Genomic DNA, 20,524 nt, shown 5'->3' on the forward strand with positions numbered 1-20,524 from the left:
AACTTATCTCGTCAAGGCGATCTCGAATTCACTCATTTTTCGCAATGCTGTTTTCTGACTTTTTCAGCAAGCCCTAAATAGTACAAATGGTTGAAGTATTAAACGGAGGTTGTTAAGAATATTCTTCCACCCCTTTCCTCGATCCCACCCTGGATGTGATGAAAAATTAGATTCAGATTGTGGTGGTAATTTTAGCAGTTGTTCAGAGTGGAGACTAACCATCAAATAAGCGCTAAAAATAATTTCCCATTATTTTTCTGTTTGTGAATAATTAGTTAAGCGAAAATCTGCCCATCCTAATTCGTTTTTACTTTGCTTCAAACCATATTCTACCCAAGTTCTTAAACCATAAAAATTACCTACTTCTCTGGGTGTAACCTTGGGAAATTTACTCATTACATACCAAGTAGTGTTTTTGGGCAGCTCCTCTTTATCAGTTGTGATTTGCCAATATTTAATTTCCGGATTATCACCACAAATAATCTCTCTTATATATCTGTCTTCCGAGCTTAAGTCGGAGAAGGCACGTTTGAATCTTTGCCACTTTGAATATTTAACTTTCGCGTCTGTAACTCCCCATGCTTTGTGGTTAGAGCGAATTGCCACAATAAAATTTAGATTCAATTCCTCTAGTATTTGAATAAAATTTTTACTACTCTCTCCGTATAAACTATCTGCTAGGACAAGATTAAATTTAAATCCCATCGCACGCAATTGTTTGATCATTTTTGCGACGATTTCAGGTTTAGTTAGATATTCATCTCCTGGTTGCAGTCTTTCTCTCGGTTTATCAAATTCAAATAATAGAGGAAAAGTCAGACCAGATCAAACACCATACGCTGTAACTGCAACGATACCATTATCTGTTTTACCTAAATTTCCAATGTACTGTCGTTTTACATAATCAGTCGCATCCCCCTTTTTTTTGTCTCCTGTCTCATCAATTATTAGTACTATTGGGCGCCCTTGAAGTACATATAATATTAATTCTAATCGTTTCTCACTTAATTCTTTTACCTTCCAAGGTGATTGTGTTAAAAAATGGTGTAATGCTTGATGATTATCTAGCCCTATAACTTTCGCTATTGATGGTAGTGTTTTGCGTTTTATGTCTGATATCATACCGACATGTAAGTACTTAAAAGCTTCAAAGCTCCTAACTTCTGGAAATATGTTTTGATAAATTTGACAGTATTCATCTATAAAGTTGACTGTGGGTACTGGTTGACGAGGCTCTACCATAGGACTGGCAATGCTTTTGAGGTGTGTCACTGCTTATACTACCACGAGAGTGACAAAAGAGGGTTAATAGAGAATCGGCTGCATTGGGTTAAAGATGTGACGTTAAATGAGGATAACTGCATCCATCGAGGTGGCAATGCACCTGCGAACTGGGCAATGGTCAGACAATTTTTACTATTTCTAGCTCGGATGCTCGGTACAAGTACACTTCCTGAAGCTTTAAGATTTATGGCCAATCAACTTGAATATGTTAGCGAATTACTTTTCGGTTTATCTCATCAAGACCAACCAATTAAATCTGGCGCGTACTCGTCAGCAAATAGCCTTTCCCCACTGGTTTACTCTTTTGACAATTAATCCACCCTGCTACTTATTGAGCCGATACCGCTAAAATATGCTCAACTAGAAATTTTCGCCACACTACTTACCCCGCTATTCTTTCGCCCTTTCCCCACAACTTCCTCATCCGCTGCTGCAATTCCATCTAAAGCTCGATCGCCCGCCGCCTCTGACAACAAGTGAATTTGAATTTGATCCAACCGCGGCCCGCACACAGAAACAACCGTAAGTTCCACATTTTCTCCGCGCCAAACTTCCCCCACTGCCGGCATTCTTTGCAACTGATAACTCAGAAAACCTCCAATTGTCTGATATTCGTCAGTTACTGGCAGATCCACATTCAATATTTGATTCACATCATCTAAATTTAACTGCGCTTGCACTAAATAAGTGCGATCGTCCAATACTTGCAAAGCAATTTCTTTGCTGTCGGGCGACTCGTAGCTGCGGCCGATAATTTCGGCTATCAAATCCCGCAGTGTAACTAACCCGGAAATGCCGCCAAATTCATCGACTACGATCGCAATTTCTTCCGACGAACTCTGCATCAAAGGCAGCAGTTCCCCCAGCAGCATCATCTCCGGTACAAACCTCACCGAACGCATCCAAGGTAAAATTGGCGTATCGGGAGATAGCAAACCTTCAGCTAGGGGTTTTGCCAGTTGTTTGAAACCAATAATGCCGATAATGTCGTCTAAAGAATCTCCCGTCATGGGATAGCGGGAATGGTGAGAAATCGCCATTTCGTCGAGCAAAGTTTGAAAGGTTGCCGTCTTGGGAAGTGCGACAATGCTAGGCCTGGGCACCATTACTTCTTCTACCCAAACTTCGCCAAATTCAAACACGTTGTTGAGCAATTCTCGCTTTTCTGCTTCCAAGCCGCTGGATTCGCTGGAGGTAGCTATAATTAATTGCAATTCTTCGGGAGTAACCGGCCGGTGCCTTAGATCGTATTCGATGCCCGCAAACCGCAAGAGCGATCGAGTAGATTGATTGAGAAACGACACAAAGGGCTTGAACACACGGGCAATCAATAAACTCGGAGGCCCTAAACTTCTGGCTAGCTGTTCGGAATGCAGCAACGCTACAGATTTGGGAAAAAGTTCGCCCAGTACGATTTGCACGTAAGCTAGCAACAAAAAAGTTACTATTGATATGCTAAAAGAATGGGCGATCGCCGACTTGATGTAAATTGGCAGCGGCAAATAGCCGATCGACATTCGGACTAGCACGGCGATCGTACTTTCCCCAATCCAGCCGAGAGCTAAACTAGAAAGAGTTATTCCCAACTGCATTGTCGAGAGCAATCGCTCAATACTTTGCTGCAAAGATTGCACAGTTAAAGCTGCCACATCGCCAGCTTCCACTAACTGATTGATGCGCGATCGGCGTACCGTCACCATCGAAAACTCAGCCGCCACAAAAAAAGCATTGATCGCAATCAGCAACAGCACTGACAGCAACCGCGACAGCACCTCTGTCCAACTCATCGCGGGTAAATCAGATATGTCCTGCACTCTCGCCCCTAAAAGTGACACAATGCTCCCTAAAAAAACTTTCTCGATCAAACGTGAGAATCCCTTTGGAGGTTTTGCTCCTTTTGTTTTACTTCGCCACTGGAATGCCAGATATTTGCAACTGAAGTTTTTGACCTGGATAATCTGTCAGCGTCAGCGAAACTTCCTTAGCATTTTCCAGCAAAGCTGTGGGAATACTCACCGTACCGTAAAACACCTGCCCGTTGGGGGGCAGTTCCGACGGCAAATCCTCGGCAGTCGCGCTCAGGGCCCTGCCACGATCGTCAGTGACGTTCAAGAAACTGTAGAGAAACCTCACAGCTTGCGAGCCTTCATTTTTCATGCTCACGTCTAGCAGCATGGAATTGTTGCGCTGACTGGCCGCGCTCACTTCCAGGGTTATTCCTCCGTCGCGACTGTTCAGGGGAAACTTGGCGCTAGCATTTTGTGCAGCCGGTTTTTTTGCCGCGGCTGGTTTAGAGCTTGCCTTCTCTGTTTTAGTATTTGCCCCGGCCGTTTTTTCGGGATCGCGACCTTCTACCCGTGCTTTGACGGTTGTGAGAATGTCTTTTTCTTTCAAAATGCTCACTTGGTCTTTACTAGCCGTCTTTCCAGGCTTGCCGTTGCCAGCATTGTTGCTGGGACGAACATCGGGTTGAGTCGTTCCTTGCAAGGCTTCGCGACCTATAGTAAATCCCCAAACAGAACTCGTCACGCCTGCTCCAAACATGAGAGCGAGCAGAATTAGAGTCAGAACTACCGTCGAATTCACTGCCATTGCCTATAAGTTTATGCCGAGTCCTAGAAACTGCTTGGCCCGGTCGATCGGCTTGCCTAACATTGGCTAACAGGCGATCGGGACTCAGCAGATCTAAAGATTTTGATTTTTGTTCTCTAGTTCTAGCACGGACTGAGAAATTATGTTATAATTCATTTTCAGTTAGGTCGAACAAATCGACTTAACGGCAGTTGGCCGAGCGGTTTAGGCAGCGAACTCATAATTCGCCCCAGGCAGGTTCAACTCCTGCACTGCCGATTTTTCATAATTTAGGACCCTCAGCGCGCGAAAAACCCCGTTTCTTCCTAGAGGCTTGCTTACCCAAAAGCCCCTATTCTGGTAGAAACCGGGTTTTTTACGTTGTCAGCGGGCGGAAACGAAGTATTTTGCTCGGTGATGGACGCAAAAAGTGGCTTGACGCGCTAGTTACAGCGCACCCTAAGTAGTTTATTTAGCTGGACTTTGTTTAACAGTCATTTGTGCCCAATCTAAAATCTAAAATCTAAAATCTAAAATCCTATTATCCCTTAATTAACTCCACTCCGTCGCGCCCGTCGAGATCTTGAACGTAAACCTTAACTTGTTCTTCCTTTGCAGTCGGCAACTTTTTACCCGTAAAATCTGGCTGAATCGGTACTTCTCGGTGGCCACGATCGACTAATACCGCTAACCAAATTTTCTCCGGCCGCCCGTAATCGTTTACCGCATTCAAAGCTGCTCGACTCGTTCTGCCTTTATATATAACGTCATCTACCAACACCACGGTTTTGCCCGTCAAATCGAAAGGAATTTCTGTCTTAGCCGGTGTCCGCATCGCAACTCGATCCAAGTCATCTCGGTAAAAGGTAATATCCAAAGCGCCCACGGGTACTTTGACTTGTTCGAGCACTTCAATTTGATCTGCCAAAATTTGAGCTAAAGGCACTCCTCTACTATGAATGCCCAACAGCACTAACTCCGAGGGGTTCCCTGATTTTTCGATAATCTGGGAAGCGACGCGCGTGAGAGTGCGCCTCACTTCATCAGGGGATAAAATTTCGATAATTTTAGTCATGGGTTGCTGCGAGCTAATTGTTGGCTGTTGGCATATCGAACAATTGGAGATTTTAGATTTGAGGTTTTAGATTGACTTGACAGAGGAATCTAGGGGTTTGAACAAAGGTCAATCGATTTTAGATTTTAGATTTTAGATTTTAGATTTTAGATTTTAGCATTGACCCCACGGATAAATTCGGGGGCTTGTTGATCGGATACAGGTTTTTTATTTCTGGACGGATGAATCACGTGGCGGGTATCCTGGATGCTTTGGGTCAAAACTTTTTTTGCTTCTGTCGGTGGCTTATATCTGTCTTCTGCTGGGCTTACCCAGAACGGATGAAAAGCAGATGCTGCGATTGCAATGCTTGGAGCGCGAACAATGGCAGAAATACGTTATTTATGTCTCCTGGACTGTTCGGATGAGGTCATCAGTTAGCGGCTCAAACATAATAAGGTATAAAAAAGCAATGATAGTCCCAACCAAATCAGAAAGCAATACCGAGTTAATTGCAATGCTTGGCAAATTAGCGGCGCTGTGATAGGGTGATCCGGCTCGCCTAACAGCGGTTTGTGTTTGAGAACTCCGCGATAGGAATTAGTACCTCCTAGTTGTACTCCCAAGATGGCGGCGTAAACGCACTCGCTCCAACCGGAATTGGGGCTGGCATCTTTAACAGCATCTCTCTGACAAATTTGCCAAATGTAAATCGGTTTGCCCGATATAACGGCTAAAGTAATCACTGTTAGCCGGCAAGGAATCCACGTCAGCACGTCTTCTAGTTTGGCGCTAAACCATCCTAAATCTGTGTATGGGGCTTCTTTGTAGCCGATCGTAGAATCTAATGTGCTGGCTGCTTTGTAAGCGATCGCCAAGGGGACTATAGCAGTCGCCCACATCGAGTTAGGATCGATCGGCGAACCGGTAACACTTAATAATAGATGCGGCAGAGCGAACCCAAGTAAGGCATAAAATAGCGGTGCTGTCACGCCATCGACTGCATTCTCTGTTACAGTTTCTAACAATGCTCGCAGAATTTCTGGCTCGGATAAGTTTTCGGTATCCCGGCCGACGTAAAGGCTCAACCTTTCTCGCGCCTTGACTAAATCTCCAACATTTAAAGGTGCTAGCACATCCTCTGCTGCCGCCCTCAAACTGCGACCGGCAAAACAGCTTGCCAGCAAAATGGTCTGTATGGCAATACCTAAAACAGGATGCACCCAACTAGCAGCTTGGACGATCGACCAACTGACAGTATAACTGCCTACAATCAGCCCGATCGCTAGTATTGTACCAGCACATCGTAGCAGCAGTTTGTGCCGATCGCCAGCGGGACGATCCTCTGCTTCAGGCATTTTGCCTGCGGGATTATTCCATATATTAAAGACAAGTCGAGTATAGCGGTCAATCGCCCAACCCATCGCCTGCACGGGATGTGGCCAACCCCAAGGATCGCCGATCGAATAATCCAACACCGCAGCTAAAATCAAAACAGGAAATTCATCCGGCATCATTATATATTGTGTCAAACTTGATAGTCCGTCAATCGATTTTAGATTTTAGATTTTAGATTTTAGATTAAGGAATTGAAGAAAGCGACCCCACCGATCAATCCGGGGACTTGCGATGGGGAGCGAGGAGGTTTTTTCTCGCTCCACGGATGCCTCCGGGGACTCGAAGCATCTTCCTTGATTGTCAGAGCAGGAGCAATCGCCCCAGAGAGCAGATTTTAACTCCTGCTACCCTTGCAGACTTTGATTTTTTGAGGGGCGATTTTATTGTAGAAGGAAGAAGGAAGAAGCAATAAAGGCAAGGGTTTGAGCAATTCAAAACCTCATCATCATCAGGCGTGGTTGCTCTAACTGCTGAGATTAGTTTAGTCGCCGAGCAAGTGTACGTTCTCCTCCCAATTAACACCGTCAAAGGGTAGGATCTGAAAGTGTTCGATGGCATCTGAGTCAAGACAACGGACGTTGACATCGAAATGATCGGGATGCGATCGGGGGCGATAGAACGAGTGAATGCCGCAAATTCCGCAGAAAGTATGTTGAGCAGTTCCTGTATTAAATGTATAGGTGGTCAAAACATCTTGGCCACTGAGCAAGGTAAAACGTTCCGGTGGCACAATGAGGTGCAAAAATCCCTTCTTTTTGCAGATAGAGCAGTTGCAATCTGATGCTTCGTGTTTGTCAACGGCGACACGGAAGCGGACAGCTCCGCAGTGACAGCCACCAAAGTAAGTAACAAGTGTTGCGTCCATGTGTGCTTGCTGGCGATCGAATGAATGAACTTACCATTTAAATGATAAAGCTAGTTTCTTCGCCAAGAGCCGCTTGCCAACTGCGGACATCATAGTATAAGTCTTCGAGGGAAATACTGTACAGCGCTTCGGCAAGTTTTTTGTGCAATCGGTTCCACAAACTGAATGTTACCCAGTCCTCTGCTTGCGTCGCGTCGGGAAAATGTCGAGGTAAAGGTTCAATAGTTTCACCTACAGCCTCTAAGATTTGTCCTAAAGAGATTTGAGCGGGCTGGCGGGCCAATTGATATCCTCCTTGGGAACCCCGAACAGATTGGACTAAACCGGCTCGTCGCATTTCAATCAGCAATTTTTCTAGATACGGAGCAGGTAACTCCTGTCGCTTCGCTATCGATTTCACCGATGTCGGGCCATAGCGAGGTTGCAAACTTAGATCCAGTAATGCTTTGACACTGTAGTGTCCGCGTGTGGTTAACTTCATGGGATTTTAAGAGCGGGGCAAATATTCAGCTAGCTGATAGCTGATAGCTTATGCTACCGAGTTTAGAGATTGCTCGCATCGGTTGCAGCTACTCCTCAAGAAATACTGCAGGTTGTTAAAAATATTTAGATAATAGTGGTTAACAATTGAGCCGATCGGTGTAATATAGTTTTACGACCAGCTATAAAGCTAAAGTTTCTTGGTCAAACCAAAAACCAACCGAGAAAAAATCCGTACACCAGTTGAATATTTCAGGACTCAGTAAATGGCTAAAAAGAAAAATATCGAACCCCTTGAAGGCGAAGATCTGATCAAAAAGGTCAAAGACCTAGAGAACCTTACCAAGGAAGAAAAAGCTAGAGCCTGTGGCTACTACACCGTTACCAAGAACGGCGTAGAACGGGTCAACATGATGAAATTCCTCAATGCGCTGATTGATGCAGAAGGCATTCAGCTAGACGGGAAGCAAAACGGCAATGGACGTGGCGGACGCTCTGCCAGCTATCGGATTAGCGTTCAATCTAACGGCAACTTACTGATTGGAGCTGCCTACACCAAACAGATGGAACTCCAGCCAGGAGATGAATTTGAAATCTCTCTGGGACGCAAGCACATTCACCTGCGCCAAATTGATCGAGAAGAAGAAGTAGCCTAGGCCTTTACGACTTGCTTTGACTTCTTGCTTGAACAGGTTGGTTTGACTTCAAGCATTGACTGCAAGCAGACAATTGGCTCTGAAATCTTTTTGTGAGCCTCAAATAGTATGGCTTCTATAGATGGCAATGGCTCGACAACAGCCACTGCCACTACTTTATATTTTCCGAGAATACCTATTCTCGCCCCTCGCTCTATCCGTTTGGACAAGCGGGGGATTTTCCGCGTAGCTGTTAAAGAGAAGTTCGGCAACGGATTGTGCTACCGGATGTAACGGATGTAACGCATGGATGTTCACCAAGGGATTGTATAGCGGATTTAACGGATGAATGTTGAGTTTCGATGGTCGAGGTTCCACGCAAGAATCAGGTTTGGTTGAGCTAGGAAACTCACGAAAGCAAGAAAATGGCGGAGGTATTCTCAGCTAACAGTGCGTCATACTCGTTGAAAAAAAGAGTGCAACTGTAGCGAAGCTCGAAAGCAAGAGCTTCATCATTCATTCGGAATTATTTAATCTAAAATCTAAAATCTAAAATCTAAAATTGTATAAGTCTCGTGCTTGCTCGTGATTTGTGTCTGTATGCGAGGGGTTTTGAGGGCAAGGAAACACCTCGATCGCCCCGTCAGAGTGAAATTACAGGCTGGAACAGTTAAAGTGTTAGGGAGCAATTAGCCATCAGCCTATGCCGTTGCCCCGATTCGCGAGTAAAACTTCTCAACACCAAACAAAAATCTCCCTGCGTCACCTTCTAGTGGCATCTTTTGTGCTGCAAATTGTCGCCGTAGTCGGGATTGTCGGGTATCTGTCCTTTCGCAACGGAGACAAAGCAGTCGAAGAACTCGCGGATAAATTGATCGCGGAGACGGGAAAGAGAGTTGAAGAAAAGCTGATTTCTTTTCTCGAACCTACCCAGTGGGTAAATCAACTTAACGCTGAAGCGATCGAGCGCGGTGAATTAAACTTACAGTTAGAAAAGCCGCAGCCTCGGGGAGAGAAGTTCCTCTGGCAGCAAATGCGCTCGTTTAAAAGCATTCAGTGGATTTCCCTCGGTGCGGAAAAATCAGGAGAATATCTCGGAATTTGGCGCAACCCCACGGATAACAGCTTGCAAATTGTCGCGGCAAACAAGTCTACCAAGTTTCAGAGCATTTACTACGCTACAGACAGCCTAGGCACTCGCACCGCTAAATTAAAGGCAGAACCCAGAACCTACGATGCCCGTCTCCGTCCCTGGTACAAAGAAGCTGTCGCAGCTAATAAACCGATTTGGACGAGCATTTATCCGGGTTTTAATCCTGGGACTGTTTTTATTGCTGGCAGCCAACCGATTCGCGATCGAAATGGTAAATTGCTGGGAGTTTGTGGCGTAGACTTTTCGCTTTCGGAGCTTGAGCAATATCTGCATCGCATTAAGCTTAGCAAAACGGGACAAATTTTCGCGATCGAACGATCTGGCTTGCTGGTTGCCAGTTCGAGTCAAGAATCACCCTTTAGGAAGATGTCTGGAAAGCAGCAACTGCAGCGGGTGAATGTTTTAGACAGCCAAACTCCTGTCATTCGCACCGCAGCTAAATATTTGTACGAACACTTCGGGGGGTTTGGCGACATTAAGCAGCGGCAGCAACTGAAATTTAGCCGAGATGGGAAGGAATATTTTGTGGAAGTGCTGCCTTTTTCTGATGTTTACGGTTTGAACTGGCTGATTGCGATCGCAGTTCCCGAATCCGATTTTATGGGGCAAATTAACAAAAATACGCGCGCTACAATTTTACTTTGTTTGGCGGCGCTGCTGCTATCGACAATTGCCGGAGTGCTGACGGCGAGGTGGGTAACGCTGCCGCTGCTGCGGCTCAACGAAGCAGCTAAAGATATTGCCGCCAGAGAGTTTGATCGCCCTGTTACTGTCAGTAGGCTTGAGGAAGTCGGCGAATTAGCCCAGTCTTTTAACGAGATGGCAGCTCAACTGAAACAGTCTTTTCAAGCTTTGGCAGAAAGTGAAGAAAAATTTGCCCAACTGGTAGAAAATTTGCCTGTTGGAGTCTCGGCGATGAATCCGCGCGGCGCAGTTATTTTCATGAATTCGGCGGGTGAGCAGATATTGGGTAGAGGAGAAATGCCCGATGCTACCGCACAAGAGCTACCACAAGCTTATCAAATTTATATAACAGGCACTAATCAACTGTACCCTGCCGAGCAAATGCCGTTTGTGCGGGCGTTGAGTGGCTTCGAGGTGATTGCGGAAGATATGGATATTCGCCGAGACGGGAAAAATATTCGTTTGGAAGTGCGAGCGCTGCCGGTGTTTGACGGTGCGGGGAATATCCTTTATGTTCTTACTGTGTTTAAAGATATCACGGCTCGCAAACAGGCAGAGCAAATATTGGCTGACTACAACCGTACTCTGGAAATTGAAGTAGTCGATCGCACGATCGAGCTAGCCTCGATCAATGCCCGCTTGCAGCTCGAAATTGAGGAGCGCAAGCAAGCTGAAAAAATTATCCGTCAAGAGCGCGACTTTAACTTAAAGATTATCGAAAATTCCCCGATTTTTTTTGTGGCGATCGACTCTGAGGGTAAAATCCTGCTGGCGAATCACAGTATCCTGGAAGCGGTGGGCTATACTGCCACAGAAGTTGTAGGCAAGGATTACTTAGCGACATTTGTACCCCCAAGCGATCGAGCCGGATTACATTCAATTTTTACGGGCGTAACAGCGCGGGAGCAAACGGTTAACGAACATCGCATTCTCACTTCTGACGATCGAACTTTGTTAGTCGAGTGGTACGGCACACCGGTGCTCGACGAAGGTGGCAGCCTCGATTTTTTGTTTGGATTTGGGATTGATATTGGCGATCGCAAACAAGCACAATTAGCCTTGCAAAAAAGCGAAGCTCTGTTTCACAAATTAGCGAACACTGTTCCCGGAGAACTTTACATATTCGTGCAGCATCCCGACGGCTCAGTCAAGATGGAATATATCAGTCCTCTATGCCGAGAAATTCAAGAATTAGAGCCGGAGGAAATCCAGAACAACTCTGCTTTACTCTACGAACAAATACACCCGGACGATCGCTCCAGCCACTTCGAGGCATTTGTCAAAAGTGCCACTGATCTAGAACCATTTTCCCACGAGTGGCGGATTGTGACAGCATCGGGAAAACTCAAATGGCTGCAAGGCTATTCTCGACCAGAATTGCGCGAAAATGGAGATATTGTCTGGCACGGCATAATCATTGATACGAGCGATCGCAAACAAGCAGAACAAGAACTTCAACAAGCTAAAGAAGCCGCAGAAGCTGCCAACAAAACTAAAAGCCTCTTTCTCGCCAACATGAGCCACGAATTGCGAACCCCCCTCAACGCCATTCTCGGCTTCGCTCAATTAATGGAACCAAGCGCTAATTTAACTTTGCCGGAACAAGAAAATATCAAAATTATTCGCCGCAGCGGAGAACACCTGCTTCAACTGATCAATCAAGTTTTAGACTTATCTAAAATAGAAGCTGGGCGCATGACACTCAACGCCAAAGTTTTTGACTTTTACCGCTTGCTGGGGGATGTGCAAAATATGTTTCAGATTCGGGCGGCAAATAAAGGATTGCAATTAATTATTGACTGCTCTTGCGATGTCCCCCAATACGTGCAAACTGATGATATTAAGCTGAGAAAAGTGCTGATAAACATCTTAGACAATGCGGTTAAATTTACCGAAACAGGTTCAGTTTCCGTCACAGTATGGCACAAACAATTAGGAATCAATAAGCCTACCAAAAACTACTTAAATATTGGAGAACCTCAAAAAACTATTTTTATTGGGTTTGAAATAGCCGATACAGGAGTTGGTATTTTCCCGAAAAAATTAGAAAGCCTATTTGAATTATTGGTGCAAACCTCATCAGAAAAGCAAGTTCAAACAGGTACGGGTTTAGGATTAAACATCAGCCGCGAGTTCATAAGATTAATGGGCGGCGACATTACCGTCGAGAGCGAAGTGGGACAAGGGACTGTCTTCAAGTTTGATATTCAAGTTGTTACCGCAGTGGGTGCTGGTGAAGTCATCAATAAATATGTTGAAGTCAATGATTTATCGCAGAGTTCAAGTATGCTACAAGAAAAAATATCTGATAGTGCTGCAATATTTACGCTGGACTCCAAGCCAAAAGTTTCCCCAGAATGGACGAGGAATCTAAAACAGGCCGTTCGTGAGGCTGACTTCGACTTGATTGCCACAACTATTGAGGAAATCGGCAGCGATAATGATGTTTTTGCGGAAGTTATGAGGAATCATCTATATAATTTTGATTATCAAAAAATACTAGATTTGATTGCTGAAATTGAGCTGTAGATTGCTGAGTTTTCGCGTGCGGCTAAGCTCACCTTATCTATAAAGTAGCTGTTCTGCATTGATGCTCCCAAAACAGTTATTTTAGCGACTGCCACAATAGTCATGATACGGCATAAAATCCTCGCTCAGATGCTCAATACACTCCGATAATTATTATGCTTGATTTGCTGCTAATAATTGAGTGTTTGAATTGACTTTTTTCAAGCTAGAGTTAACCCCCCCGATCGCCCTTTTGGTAAGGGGAAATCGAGGGGGTTAACTCTTATTTGTCAAGTATCGGAGGATATCAAGCAGGGTTCGCTTCGGCTCGTCTTTGTAACAGGCGGGCAATTTCAGCTTTTTCTACAAGTCCGACGAGGACACCATTTTCGCGAATGACGGGGAGTTCTTGTACTTTGAGTTGTTCCAGAAGGGTGACGACTTCGAGGAGGGATAATTCTGGTTTGACTGTTGTGGAAAATTCGATCGGCTTCAGGAGTTCTTTAACCAAAACTTCGGGCCAGCGTCCGGTAGGAATGGTTTTGAGGTCATCAAGGTCGATCGCACCTACCAATTGTCCGGCATCATCTGTTGCCAGGAATCTGCGCCAGGTTTGAGTGCTACCGATCACGTAGTTGTTGGCAAATTCTCTGAGGGACAAGTCTTGGGAGACGATCGGACTTTCGGGGGTAACAGCATCTGCGGCTGTCAGGCCTGCCAGTTGATTTTGGACTGTGGCATATTGGGCAGATTGACCGGCATTTTGCAGTAAGAACCAACCGATTACTAGATTCCAAATATTGCCAAAGATGCCTGTAGCAATGGCAATCCAACCAATTATTTGACCAACGCGACTAGCAAAAATTACACCTTTGTAAGGGTTGCCAGTAATTTTCCAGACAATTGCTTTGAGGATGTTGCCGCCGTCGAGGGGCAAACCGGGAATTAAGTTAAATAAGGCTAAAACTAAGTTGATGGAAGCTAAAAGTCCGACGATGGCCGCTGCGGGGCCTGTGAGACCAGCACCGATGCCGATCGCTGTTAACAAACCGGATAAAAATAAGCTAACCAACGGGCCTGCAATGGCTACCCAAAATGCTTCGGCTGGGGTTTTAGATTCTCTTTCTAAATTAGCCAGTCCGCCAAACAGAAATAGCGAAATCGATTTCACGCCAATTCCCTGTTTAATGGCTACCCAACTGTGTCCTAATTCGTGGGCTAAGACGGAAGCAAATAACAGTAACGCTGTGAATAATCCCAGCATCCAGGGCGCTACGGGGCCCAATGTGGGAAACAGGGCAGCTAATGCGCCGCCGTACTGCCAGGTTACTAAACCCAGAACTAAAAACCAAGATGCGTTGACAAAGAAGGGAATCCCAAACAGGTTGCCGACGCGAAATGTACCGTTCATAATGGCTACCTCTGATTTTACGAATGAGAGGTTTTTCTCTCTGTCTCCTTATCGTAACGAAACGTAACGGCGATGTTAATGCTTCAATTAGGGTGTTATCCGTCTGTGGAGGTTCGGTTTGCTGAATAATTACCGCCGACTGCGGTTTTGCCCGCTAGGGGTTAAATATTCTTATCTCAAAACGGAAGTTTTTGCTATGAGGCTTGAGGAGGATATCTTTTTTAATTTTCTGTTTTTGTTTTCAGTCGGTTTTAACTCAAATCTTGCACCTCTGTCATGAACAGACAAGATGCCTGTTCCACAAAAATTAAATGTTCTTGTGGCCCTTGCTCCTAGCCCGCCCGTAAAAGCTTTATTGAGAATGGTGCAACCTCTCAGTTTTAACGGAATGCCAGCTTTGAGACGGAGAAATAATTCCTGGCGGACTATTACACCTGTGGCAAGATCGCAGTTTCAAGCAGGTTTAACTATAATGACTTACCCTAAGAATAGTTTTGATCCTGATAATTATGCCAGAATCTTTTTTGCTCGGCCGGCTGCTACTGCAATTCAACAGCGAAGTCGCTGATATCATTACAGACTTATCCGCTGTCGCTTCAACTCCAGACGGCCATTTGTGGCTGGGTTCCGATGAGACGACTTCGATCGAGCGTTTGTCGCTTGTCGCGCCTCATATTTTTGGAGAACATCAAAGATTTGCGATCGCAGATTTTATCGATCTACCTGGAAAATGCGAAATCGATATCGAAGGCATGGATTTCAGCAGCGATTATCTTTGGCTGGTCGGTTCTCACAGCACAAAACGCAAAAAAACTAAAGGCAAAGACGCCGACAAAGATATTGAAAAATTAGCACAAATCGAGACAGAGGTCAACCGCTATTTGCTGGCGCGCATTCCTATGAAAGACGGAATTTTGTGCGAGTCAATTTCCCCTTCAAGCAATCCCGAAACTCGACTTAAAGCGGGATGTCTGCAGCGGACAGAAACGGGCAATTTGCTGACAGACGCGCTCAAAGATGACACCCACCTCGGCTTGTATTTATCTGTGCCGATTCCGAGTAAAGAAAATGGCTTTGATATTGAAGGGTTGGCGGTGCGGGGCGATCGCATTTTGCTCGGTTTGCGGGGGCCGGTGCTGCGGGGTTGGGCGATAATTTTAGAAATAGAAGTTGAAGAGGCAGAACCTGGAGTTTTAAGGCTTAAGGAAATTGGGAAAGGAGGGAAATTGTACAACAAACATTTTCTTGATTTGAACGGTTTGGGCGTGCGAGAATTGTGCTGGAAGGGGGAAGATTTAATTGTTTTAGCCGGGCCGACGATGACTTTATCTGGGGCGACAAGGGTTTTTCGGTTGAAGGGAATTTTAGGGCGATCGGGCGACAGTATTAGTGGACAAGATGGGGGAGATTTGGAAGTATTGTTTGACTTGCCTTTTAAGGTTGGTACGGACAATGCTGAGGGATTGAGCCTGTTTCCCTATTTGGACGGGCAGAATTCGCTGTTAGTGGTTTACGATTCGCCGGATGCGGGGAGAATAATTGAAAAAAATTCTATTCTTGCTGATGTTTTTAGGTTGGCTTTGTAGTAGTATACTGCGTCATAACGGGAGATATTTGAGAGAATTAATCAGCCAGGAAATGACGCATCATACGATTAAGAATGTGAGTCAGAGGGAATTTGTTTTAGAATTAATTGGACACGAACTGACGCACCCTACAAATTGGGTCAATTGTCGATCGCATCCCTTCGCCGCTGGCTGTAGCGTTTCAATTCATCAATTAAGTGAGTATCGTTAGAAGCTGTTCTCGCGCCTGCTTCAGCCGCCCACCGCTTCAAATCTTCAATTTGCGATCGCGCGATCGCAGCTAAAGGTACTGTATCCTCGATCGACCTCAAAATATCCTCCGTCATCAAATCCCGGCGCTGTCCGTTTACAAACGTGCCAAAGGCCCGATACAACCCATCTATTACAACTTGCTCGATTTCTGCACCGCTAAAATTCTCAGCGCGTTTTGCCAAAACCGTCAAATCAAACTCCCGCAATCTAGTTGGCCGCAGTCGCTGCAAATGCACTTTAAAAATATCTTGGCGTTCCGATTCTGAGGGCAAATTCAAAAAGAAAATTTCATCAAATCTGCCTTTTCTCAGCAACTCTGCCGGCAAAATCCTGACGTTATTTGCAGTTGCAACAATAAACACCGGACTGGTTTTTTCCTGCATCCAAGTAATCAAACTGCCGAATACCCGGCGCGAAGTTCCCGAATCGCCGTCGCCACCGCTGATAATGTTACCGAAGGCTTTATCTATTTCATCGATCCACAAAACACAAGGTGCGATCGCCTCTACTAATTGTATCATTTGTCTAACCCGACTTTCGCTTTCCCCGACCACGCCGCCAAACAATCTCCCCGTATCCAATCGTAGCAGCGGCAAACGCCATTCTGAGGCTATTGTTTTCGCAGATAAAGATTTGCCAGTGCCTTGAATTCCTACTAACAAAACTCCTTTGGGATTCGGTATGCCGTAGCGACGCGCTTCGTCAGTAAAAGCATCTTGCCGCATTTTTACCCACTGTTTCAAATTCTCCAAGCCGCCCACACTTTTTAGGGATTCTCTGGAGTTAAAAAACTCCAAAATGCCAGTTTGGCGAATTGCTTGCTGTTTTTCCTCCAAAACTCCGTCAATATCTGACTCGTTAATTTGCTGTTTTGCGGCCAAAGCTTTAGCCAAAACTCGTCCGATTCTAGCGCGGCTCAAACCCTGACAAGCTTTAACCAACTGTTCCCTTGCTAAACCGCTAACTTGCAACTGTTGCGGCTTTTCCACAACGTGGGAAATTAAACTGTCGATTTCTTGGACGTTGGGCAAAGGAAAATCAATTACTGTTACTTCTTCTTTCAATTCCTCCGGTAATTCCAGCGTGTGAGAAGTAAGAACTATAGTTTTTTTGCTGCGCTTTAATTCTCGCGTTAAATTTCGCAATTCTCGCACTACTGCCGCGCTTTTTTCGCTGTATGGATATTTCAAAATTGGGTGCAAATCCCGCAGTACAAATATTGTATATTCTTCAACTGCAGTTTTGCTGACGCGATCGAGCGCCGCCATTACCGAACCTTTCCCAGAACCGTTATCCTCCCAGCCGCGCACAAGATCCCACCGCAATACCCGGCGCGCGGGAGTTACTTGCAGCGCTACTTGGGCAATTACGGCTTCGACCGGTTCCTCCTCCGCGCCGACAATGTACAGCAGCGAATAGCGGGCGCGAATCATCAAATCTAGTCGCTTTACCAGTGCCTCGAAATGGTTATTTTTACCGCCATTGATGGCCTCTAATTCTTTGGATTGGGGGTAATTTTCTGTCATTCTATTTCATATCTTAGATGTATATTCAACTTTATTAAATATTTGGTTTGCAGTCAGGACTTTAGCCATTAAAAAGGACTTAACCGGAGTTAAGGCTTGTAGTAAGGACTTGACTCCTTAACAACTATTTAGCCGGACTAAAGTCTGTACTGCGAACGTTAAAATTATAACAGAATAGTGACCAGTTGGCTACTTAGCAACTTTTCGAGCTTGTTTCACCATTTCAATGAGAGTGTGGTGAGCATCTTCGGCGTCTTTTAAAGTGCGATCGAAATTTACTCTAACGGGCACTGTTTCGTCGTTGACTTTAGCTGTTAAATCCATGCCGTTAGCATCAATAGCGAGCATTTGAGCTTCCGTTGCCTGCGGTTGGTCGCCAAATGCTTGAGCATATAGCACGACAGCGCTAGCGTGGTCTTCGTTCATGTGAGTGCAGATGCGATCGCTAATCTCAGTGGAAAACGTTTCTGACATGGGGAGATTCCTCAGATGCAATATCGATCGATTGTACTGCGATCGGTACAAACTTTTCAACCGCGATGAATTGCATCAAGAGTTATGAGTGAAATAAAAGGAGAAAGAAGGAAGAACCAGAAGACAATAATATCGAGTGATTCAGTAATTCAAAAAGTCCTCATCAAACCGAACTTTCTAGATAATTATTAGAATTAGCTCCACCCTTGCCACGGGCTGACTTCAAGCACCCCAGAGGGTTTTAACACTACCTTAAATTGAGAAGAATGCTGATGTTTACCAGCATTGCGAAAGGAAGAAAGAGAAACTTGTTGAATAAAATCACCCGCTGCTTGGTTCAGCGGCTGACAATCTGTAATTACCCCTTCTTCATTCACGGCAACACGATAAACTAATGAAGTGCTGAAGGTGGGAGTCGAGCGCCAACTTTTGTCAATTTGGTCGTAAACTTTCCGGTTCAAATGTGCAATTTCACCGGAGGAGATAATTTCAGAAGGTGCTGCCTCTACCTCTGGTGCTGGAGAGTGAACCTGAGTCGCAATCGGGACAGATACAGGCCAAAGCTTAATAGTTTCATCTCCGCTACCGCTGGCTAAAACAGTATCTTGAGAGCTAAAAGCAACTGACCAAACCGGCTTAGAATGCTCGGCAAAATTTGTCATCAGTTCGCCTGTTTTTAAGTTCCACAGCTTGATAGTTTTGTCGTAGCTGCCACTCGCTAAAGTTTGTCCATCCGGGCTAAAAGCAACTGACTGCACCGGGTCGGAATGTCCTGTTAATGTGTGCAGAACTTTGCCATTTGTAAACTGCCACAGCTTAACATTTTTATCCGCACTGCCACTCGCTAAAGTTTTCCCGTCAGGACTGAAGGCAACTGAGTTCACCGGCCCGGAATGCCCAGTCAGGGTGTAATTGCCGCCATCATCAAGCCACCAAATCTTGATAGTTCCATTCTCGCTGCCGATTGCCAAAATTTTACTGTTCGGGCTAAAAGCCACAGATTGAATCCAGTCTGTATCTGGAAGTGTGCCCAGTAGTTTGCCATCGGGAAAATTCCACAATTTTACAGTTTTGTCGGTACTGCCAGAAGCGAGTAACCTTCCATCCGGACTGATACTTATTGCCTTGACATCATCCGCATGACCTTTCAATGTATTGATGAGTATGCCGGTTTTGAGATTCCACAATTTAATCCGGTTATCCCAACTCCCGCTAGCCAGAAGATTGCCGTCAGGACTAATGGCGAGGGATTCAATTGCATCGGTATGTGCTTTTATGGTGTAAAGCAATTCGCCGGTTTGCAAGTTCCAGATTTTGATAATGCCACTATAACTCCCGCTGGCTAAAGTTTTGCCGTCTGGACTGAGTGCGATCGCGTAAATCCACCCTGAATTATCTTTAAAACTGCTAGAATATTGAGTGAGCAACCCCGATTTAAATTGCGATACAGTTGTTTCTAATTCCGCAAAATACCTGTATAAGCCGATGCCCGTCGCAGTTACAACTGCTGTTAATGTCAAGGCTAAACTTTTCCATTTAACGGCTTTTGATATCATAAACATGACCTCCAAAACTAAGTTTATGTAAAATAAACTTCCGGATTTCAATTCCCGAAAATTATCGCGGAGGTTGCGGCTGGATTCTCACTTTGATAAATGCTATCCAACACTTTTATTTAGCACTGTTACTTTGTCTGCGGTTGGCTGATGTTTTTGTGGTTTAGATTGGCGCTCAATCCAGGTGCGACAGAGGAATAAAAATATTATGGCGGTTATCGCTGCAATTCCAACAGGCGTTAAATATGTCCAGTGATCGGCCATTTTATCCCAGATATGCCAGGTTACTAAAAACATAGCAAGGTAAGTGAGACTCTGCAATTTTTTCCAATTTTTCTTTAGCCTTTTCACACTCCAATCATTAGACGTGATAGCCAAGAGAGTAAAAATAATGAATGTTGATACTCCCTGAAAGTAAACAAAATAAGTTTTGAGATCGAAGACATCAAAGTTTCTTTGTTTGAAAAAGACGAATCCGTGAGCTACAGCTAAAAAGAAAGAGAGCAGACCAATGAAACGCCGATATTTCAGCAGCCATTGGGGAAAGCCCGTTTTTTTTGTCAGAGGGAAAACAATTCTCAAATTTGTGGGAAGCAGTGTGAGGATATAGGCTGTTAAGGCCGCAAATCCCAGGAAACTCGCCTGAGAGAATGTATCTAAATCCATCGTTGAAAATTGCATAACTTACTCTCATTGCTAAGTAGGTAAACTCCAATTGAAGCTAGTCTAGCTTTTGGAAATTGCAATGTCAATTAAGTTTTAAGCTTAAAACACTTATTCGCAAAAATAGCTGGTTAAAAGTTGAGTTGTTACCTATAAAAAAAGGTCAGAATTAGCTGACCTTGGGTTGAGGAGATTACCTGAACTTTTGGCTAGGTATCGCGCCCAACTACAAACTGATAATACCCCCTTTCCATAAGAAAGGACTCAGGGTAAACGCATCTTAACTGGAACCCAAAATATGCTACAGTTAAATCCGACTAAATTTCAATGTAGTTTGTTGTAGTTTAGGGTGCTATCAATGGCAAGAGGTTTTAGTAAAGCTGTAACTTCCCAACAAAAACCAACAGATTCATTGCCTTCAATG

16 protein-coding genes, 1 tRNA gene and 1 pseudogene are annotated in these 20,524 nt (G+C 44.8%); 6 read left to right on the forward strand and 12 right to left on the reverse strand.

Translation table 11 applies throughout. The features are described from left to right. Positions 1–63: 63 nt before the first annotated feature. A pseudogene (locus tag QT979_RS26210) lies at positions 64–1,242 on the reverse strand (IS701 family transposase). 96 nt (positions 1,243–1,338) lie between these two features. Between QT979_RS26210 and QT979_RS26215 the strand changes: the two are divergent. Further along, positions 1,339–1,599, forward strand: coding sequence for a hypothetical protein (locus QT979_RS26215; protein WP_333312133.1), 261 nt, complete (start codon positions 1,339–1,341; stop codon positions 1,597–1,599). Positions 1,600–1,640: 41 nt separating this feature from the next. Here the strand turns inward: QT979_RS26215 and QT979_RS26220 are convergent, their stop codons facing one another. Both QT979_RS26220 and QT979_RS26225 read right to left on the reverse strand, forming a co-directional pair. Further along, positions 1,641–3,071, reverse strand: coding sequence for a hemolysin family protein (locus tag QT979_RS26220; protein WP_333215714.1), 1,431 nt, complete (start codon positions 3,069–3,071; stop codon positions 1,641–1,643). Positions 3,072–3,186: 115 nt separating this feature from the next. After that, complete coding sequence (locus QT979_RS26225) at positions 3,187–3,876, reverse strand: hypothetical protein (protein WP_333215712.1); 690 nt, start codon at positions 3,874–3,876, stop codon at positions 3,187–3,189. 185 nt (positions 3,877–4,061) lie between these two features. Here QT979_RS26225 and QT979_RS26230 point away from each other — a divergent pair. Beyond that, a tRNA-Ile gene (locus QT979_RS26230) sits at positions 4,062–4,134 on the forward strand. Between the two features lie 262 nt (positions 4,135–4,396). On the opposite strand, the gene pyrR is transcribed toward QT979_RS26230, so the two are convergent. From pyrR to QT979_RS26250, 4 genes are all read right to left on the reverse strand, one after another. Continuing rightward, positions 4,397–4,930, reverse strand: a complete 534-nt coding sequence (gene pyrR, locus QT979_RS26235; protein WP_333215710.1) for a bifunctional pyr operon transcriptional regulator/uracil phosphoribosyltransferase PyrR — start codon at positions 4,928–4,930, stop codon at positions 4,397–4,399. A 416-nt stretch (positions 4,931–5,346) separates the two neighbouring features. Further along, positions 5,347–6,426 carry an adenosylcobinamide-phosphate synthase CbiB gene (gene cbiB, locus QT979_RS26240; RefSeq protein WP_333215713.1) on the reverse strand — a complete coding sequence of 360 codons (1,080 nt, stop codon included), beginning with the start codon at positions 6,424–6,426 and terminating at the stop codon, positions 5,347–5,349. A 362-nt stretch (positions 6,427–6,788) separates the two neighbouring features. Further along, on the reverse strand, positions 6,789–7,172 hold the full coding sequence (locus QT979_RS26245) for a GFA family protein (protein WP_333215708.1): 384 nt from the start codon (positions 7,170–7,172) through the stop codon (positions 6,789–6,791). A 37-nt stretch (positions 7,173–7,209) separates the two neighbouring features. Continuing rightward, complete coding sequence (locus QT979_RS26250; protein ID WP_333077293.1) at positions 7,210–7,653, reverse strand: Rrf2 family transcriptional regulator; 444 nt, start codon at positions 7,651–7,653, stop codon at positions 7,210–7,212. Between the two features lie 265 nt (positions 7,654–7,918). On the opposite strand from QT979_RS26250, the gene QT979_RS26255 reads away from it, so the two are divergent. From QT979_RS26255 to QT979_RS26265, 3 genes are all read left to right on the forward strand, one after another. Next, positions 7,919–8,308 (forward strand): AbrB family transcriptional regulator, encoded by a 390-nt coding sequence (locus QT979_RS26255; protein ID WP_333060228.1) that lies wholly within the window; start codon positions 7,919–7,921, stop codon positions 8,306–8,308. Positions 8,309–8,416: 108 nt separating this feature from the next. After that, on the forward strand, positions 8,417–8,581 hold the full coding sequence (locus QT979_RS26260) for a hypothetical protein (protein ID WP_333215706.1): 165 nt from the start codon (positions 8,417–8,419) through the stop codon (positions 8,579–8,581). A gap of 409 nt (positions 8,582–8,990) precedes the next feature. Next, the gene (locus tag QT979_RS26265; RefSeq protein ID WP_333312130.1) at positions 8,991–12,653 is read left to right on the forward strand and encodes a PAS domain S-box protein; all 3,663 of its coding nucleotides are present in this window, start codon (positions 8,991–8,993) and stop codon (positions 12,651–12,653) included. A 286-nt stretch (positions 12,654–12,939) separates the two neighbouring features. Here QT979_RS26265 and QT979_RS26270 read toward each other — a convergent pair whose 3' ends face one another. Beyond that, positions 12,940–14,043 (reverse strand): site-2 protease family protein, encoded by a 1,104-nt coding sequence (locus QT979_RS26270; protein WP_333215703.1) that lies wholly within the window; start codon positions 14,041–14,043, stop codon positions 12,940–12,942. A 509-nt stretch (positions 14,044–14,552) separates the two neighbouring features. Between QT979_RS26270 and QT979_RS26275 the strand changes: the two genes are divergently transcribed. Continuing rightward, positions 14,553–15,629 (forward strand): DUF3616 domain-containing protein, encoded by a 1,077-nt coding sequence (locus QT979_RS26275; protein ID WP_333312131.1) that lies wholly within the window; start codon positions 14,553–14,555, stop codon positions 15,627–15,629. Positions 15,630–15,769: 140 nt separating this feature from the next. Here QT979_RS26275 and QT979_RS26280 read toward each other — a convergent pair whose 3' ends face one another. From QT979_RS26280 to QT979_RS26295, 4 genes are all read right to left on the reverse strand, one after another. Next, the gene (locus QT979_RS26280) at positions 15,770–17,407 is read right to left on the reverse strand and encodes an AAA family ATPase (RefSeq protein ID WP_333312132.1); all 1,638 of its coding nucleotides are present in this window, start codon (positions 17,405–17,407) and stop codon (positions 15,770–15,772) included. 189 nt (positions 17,408–17,596) lie between these two features. Further along, on the reverse strand, positions 17,597–17,881 hold the full coding sequence (locus QT979_RS26285; protein WP_333215697.1) for a DUF2470 domain-containing protein: 285 nt from the start codon (positions 17,879–17,881) through the stop codon (positions 17,597–17,599). A 194-nt stretch (positions 17,882–18,075) separates the two neighbouring features. Continuing rightward, entirely contained in the window at positions 18,076–19,437 is a 1,362-nt protein-coding gene (locus tag QT979_RS26290; protein ID WP_333215695.1) for a WD40 repeat domain-containing protein, read from the reverse strand. Positions 19,438–19,539: 102 nt separating this feature from the next. Continuing rightward, positions 19,540–20,118: a ferric reductase-like transmembrane domain-containing protein gene (locus QT979_RS26295; protein WP_333215693.1), complete on the reverse strand. Its 579-nt coding sequence runs from the start codon at positions 20,116–20,118 to the stop codon at positions 19,540–19,542. Between the last annotated feature and the right edge of the window lie 406 nt (positions 20,119–20,524).

This window comes from Microcoleus sp. w2-18bC1 (assembly GCF_036700365.1).
GTDB lineage: Bacteria > Cyanobacteriota > Cyanobacteriia > Cyanobacteriales > Microcoleaceae > Microcoleus.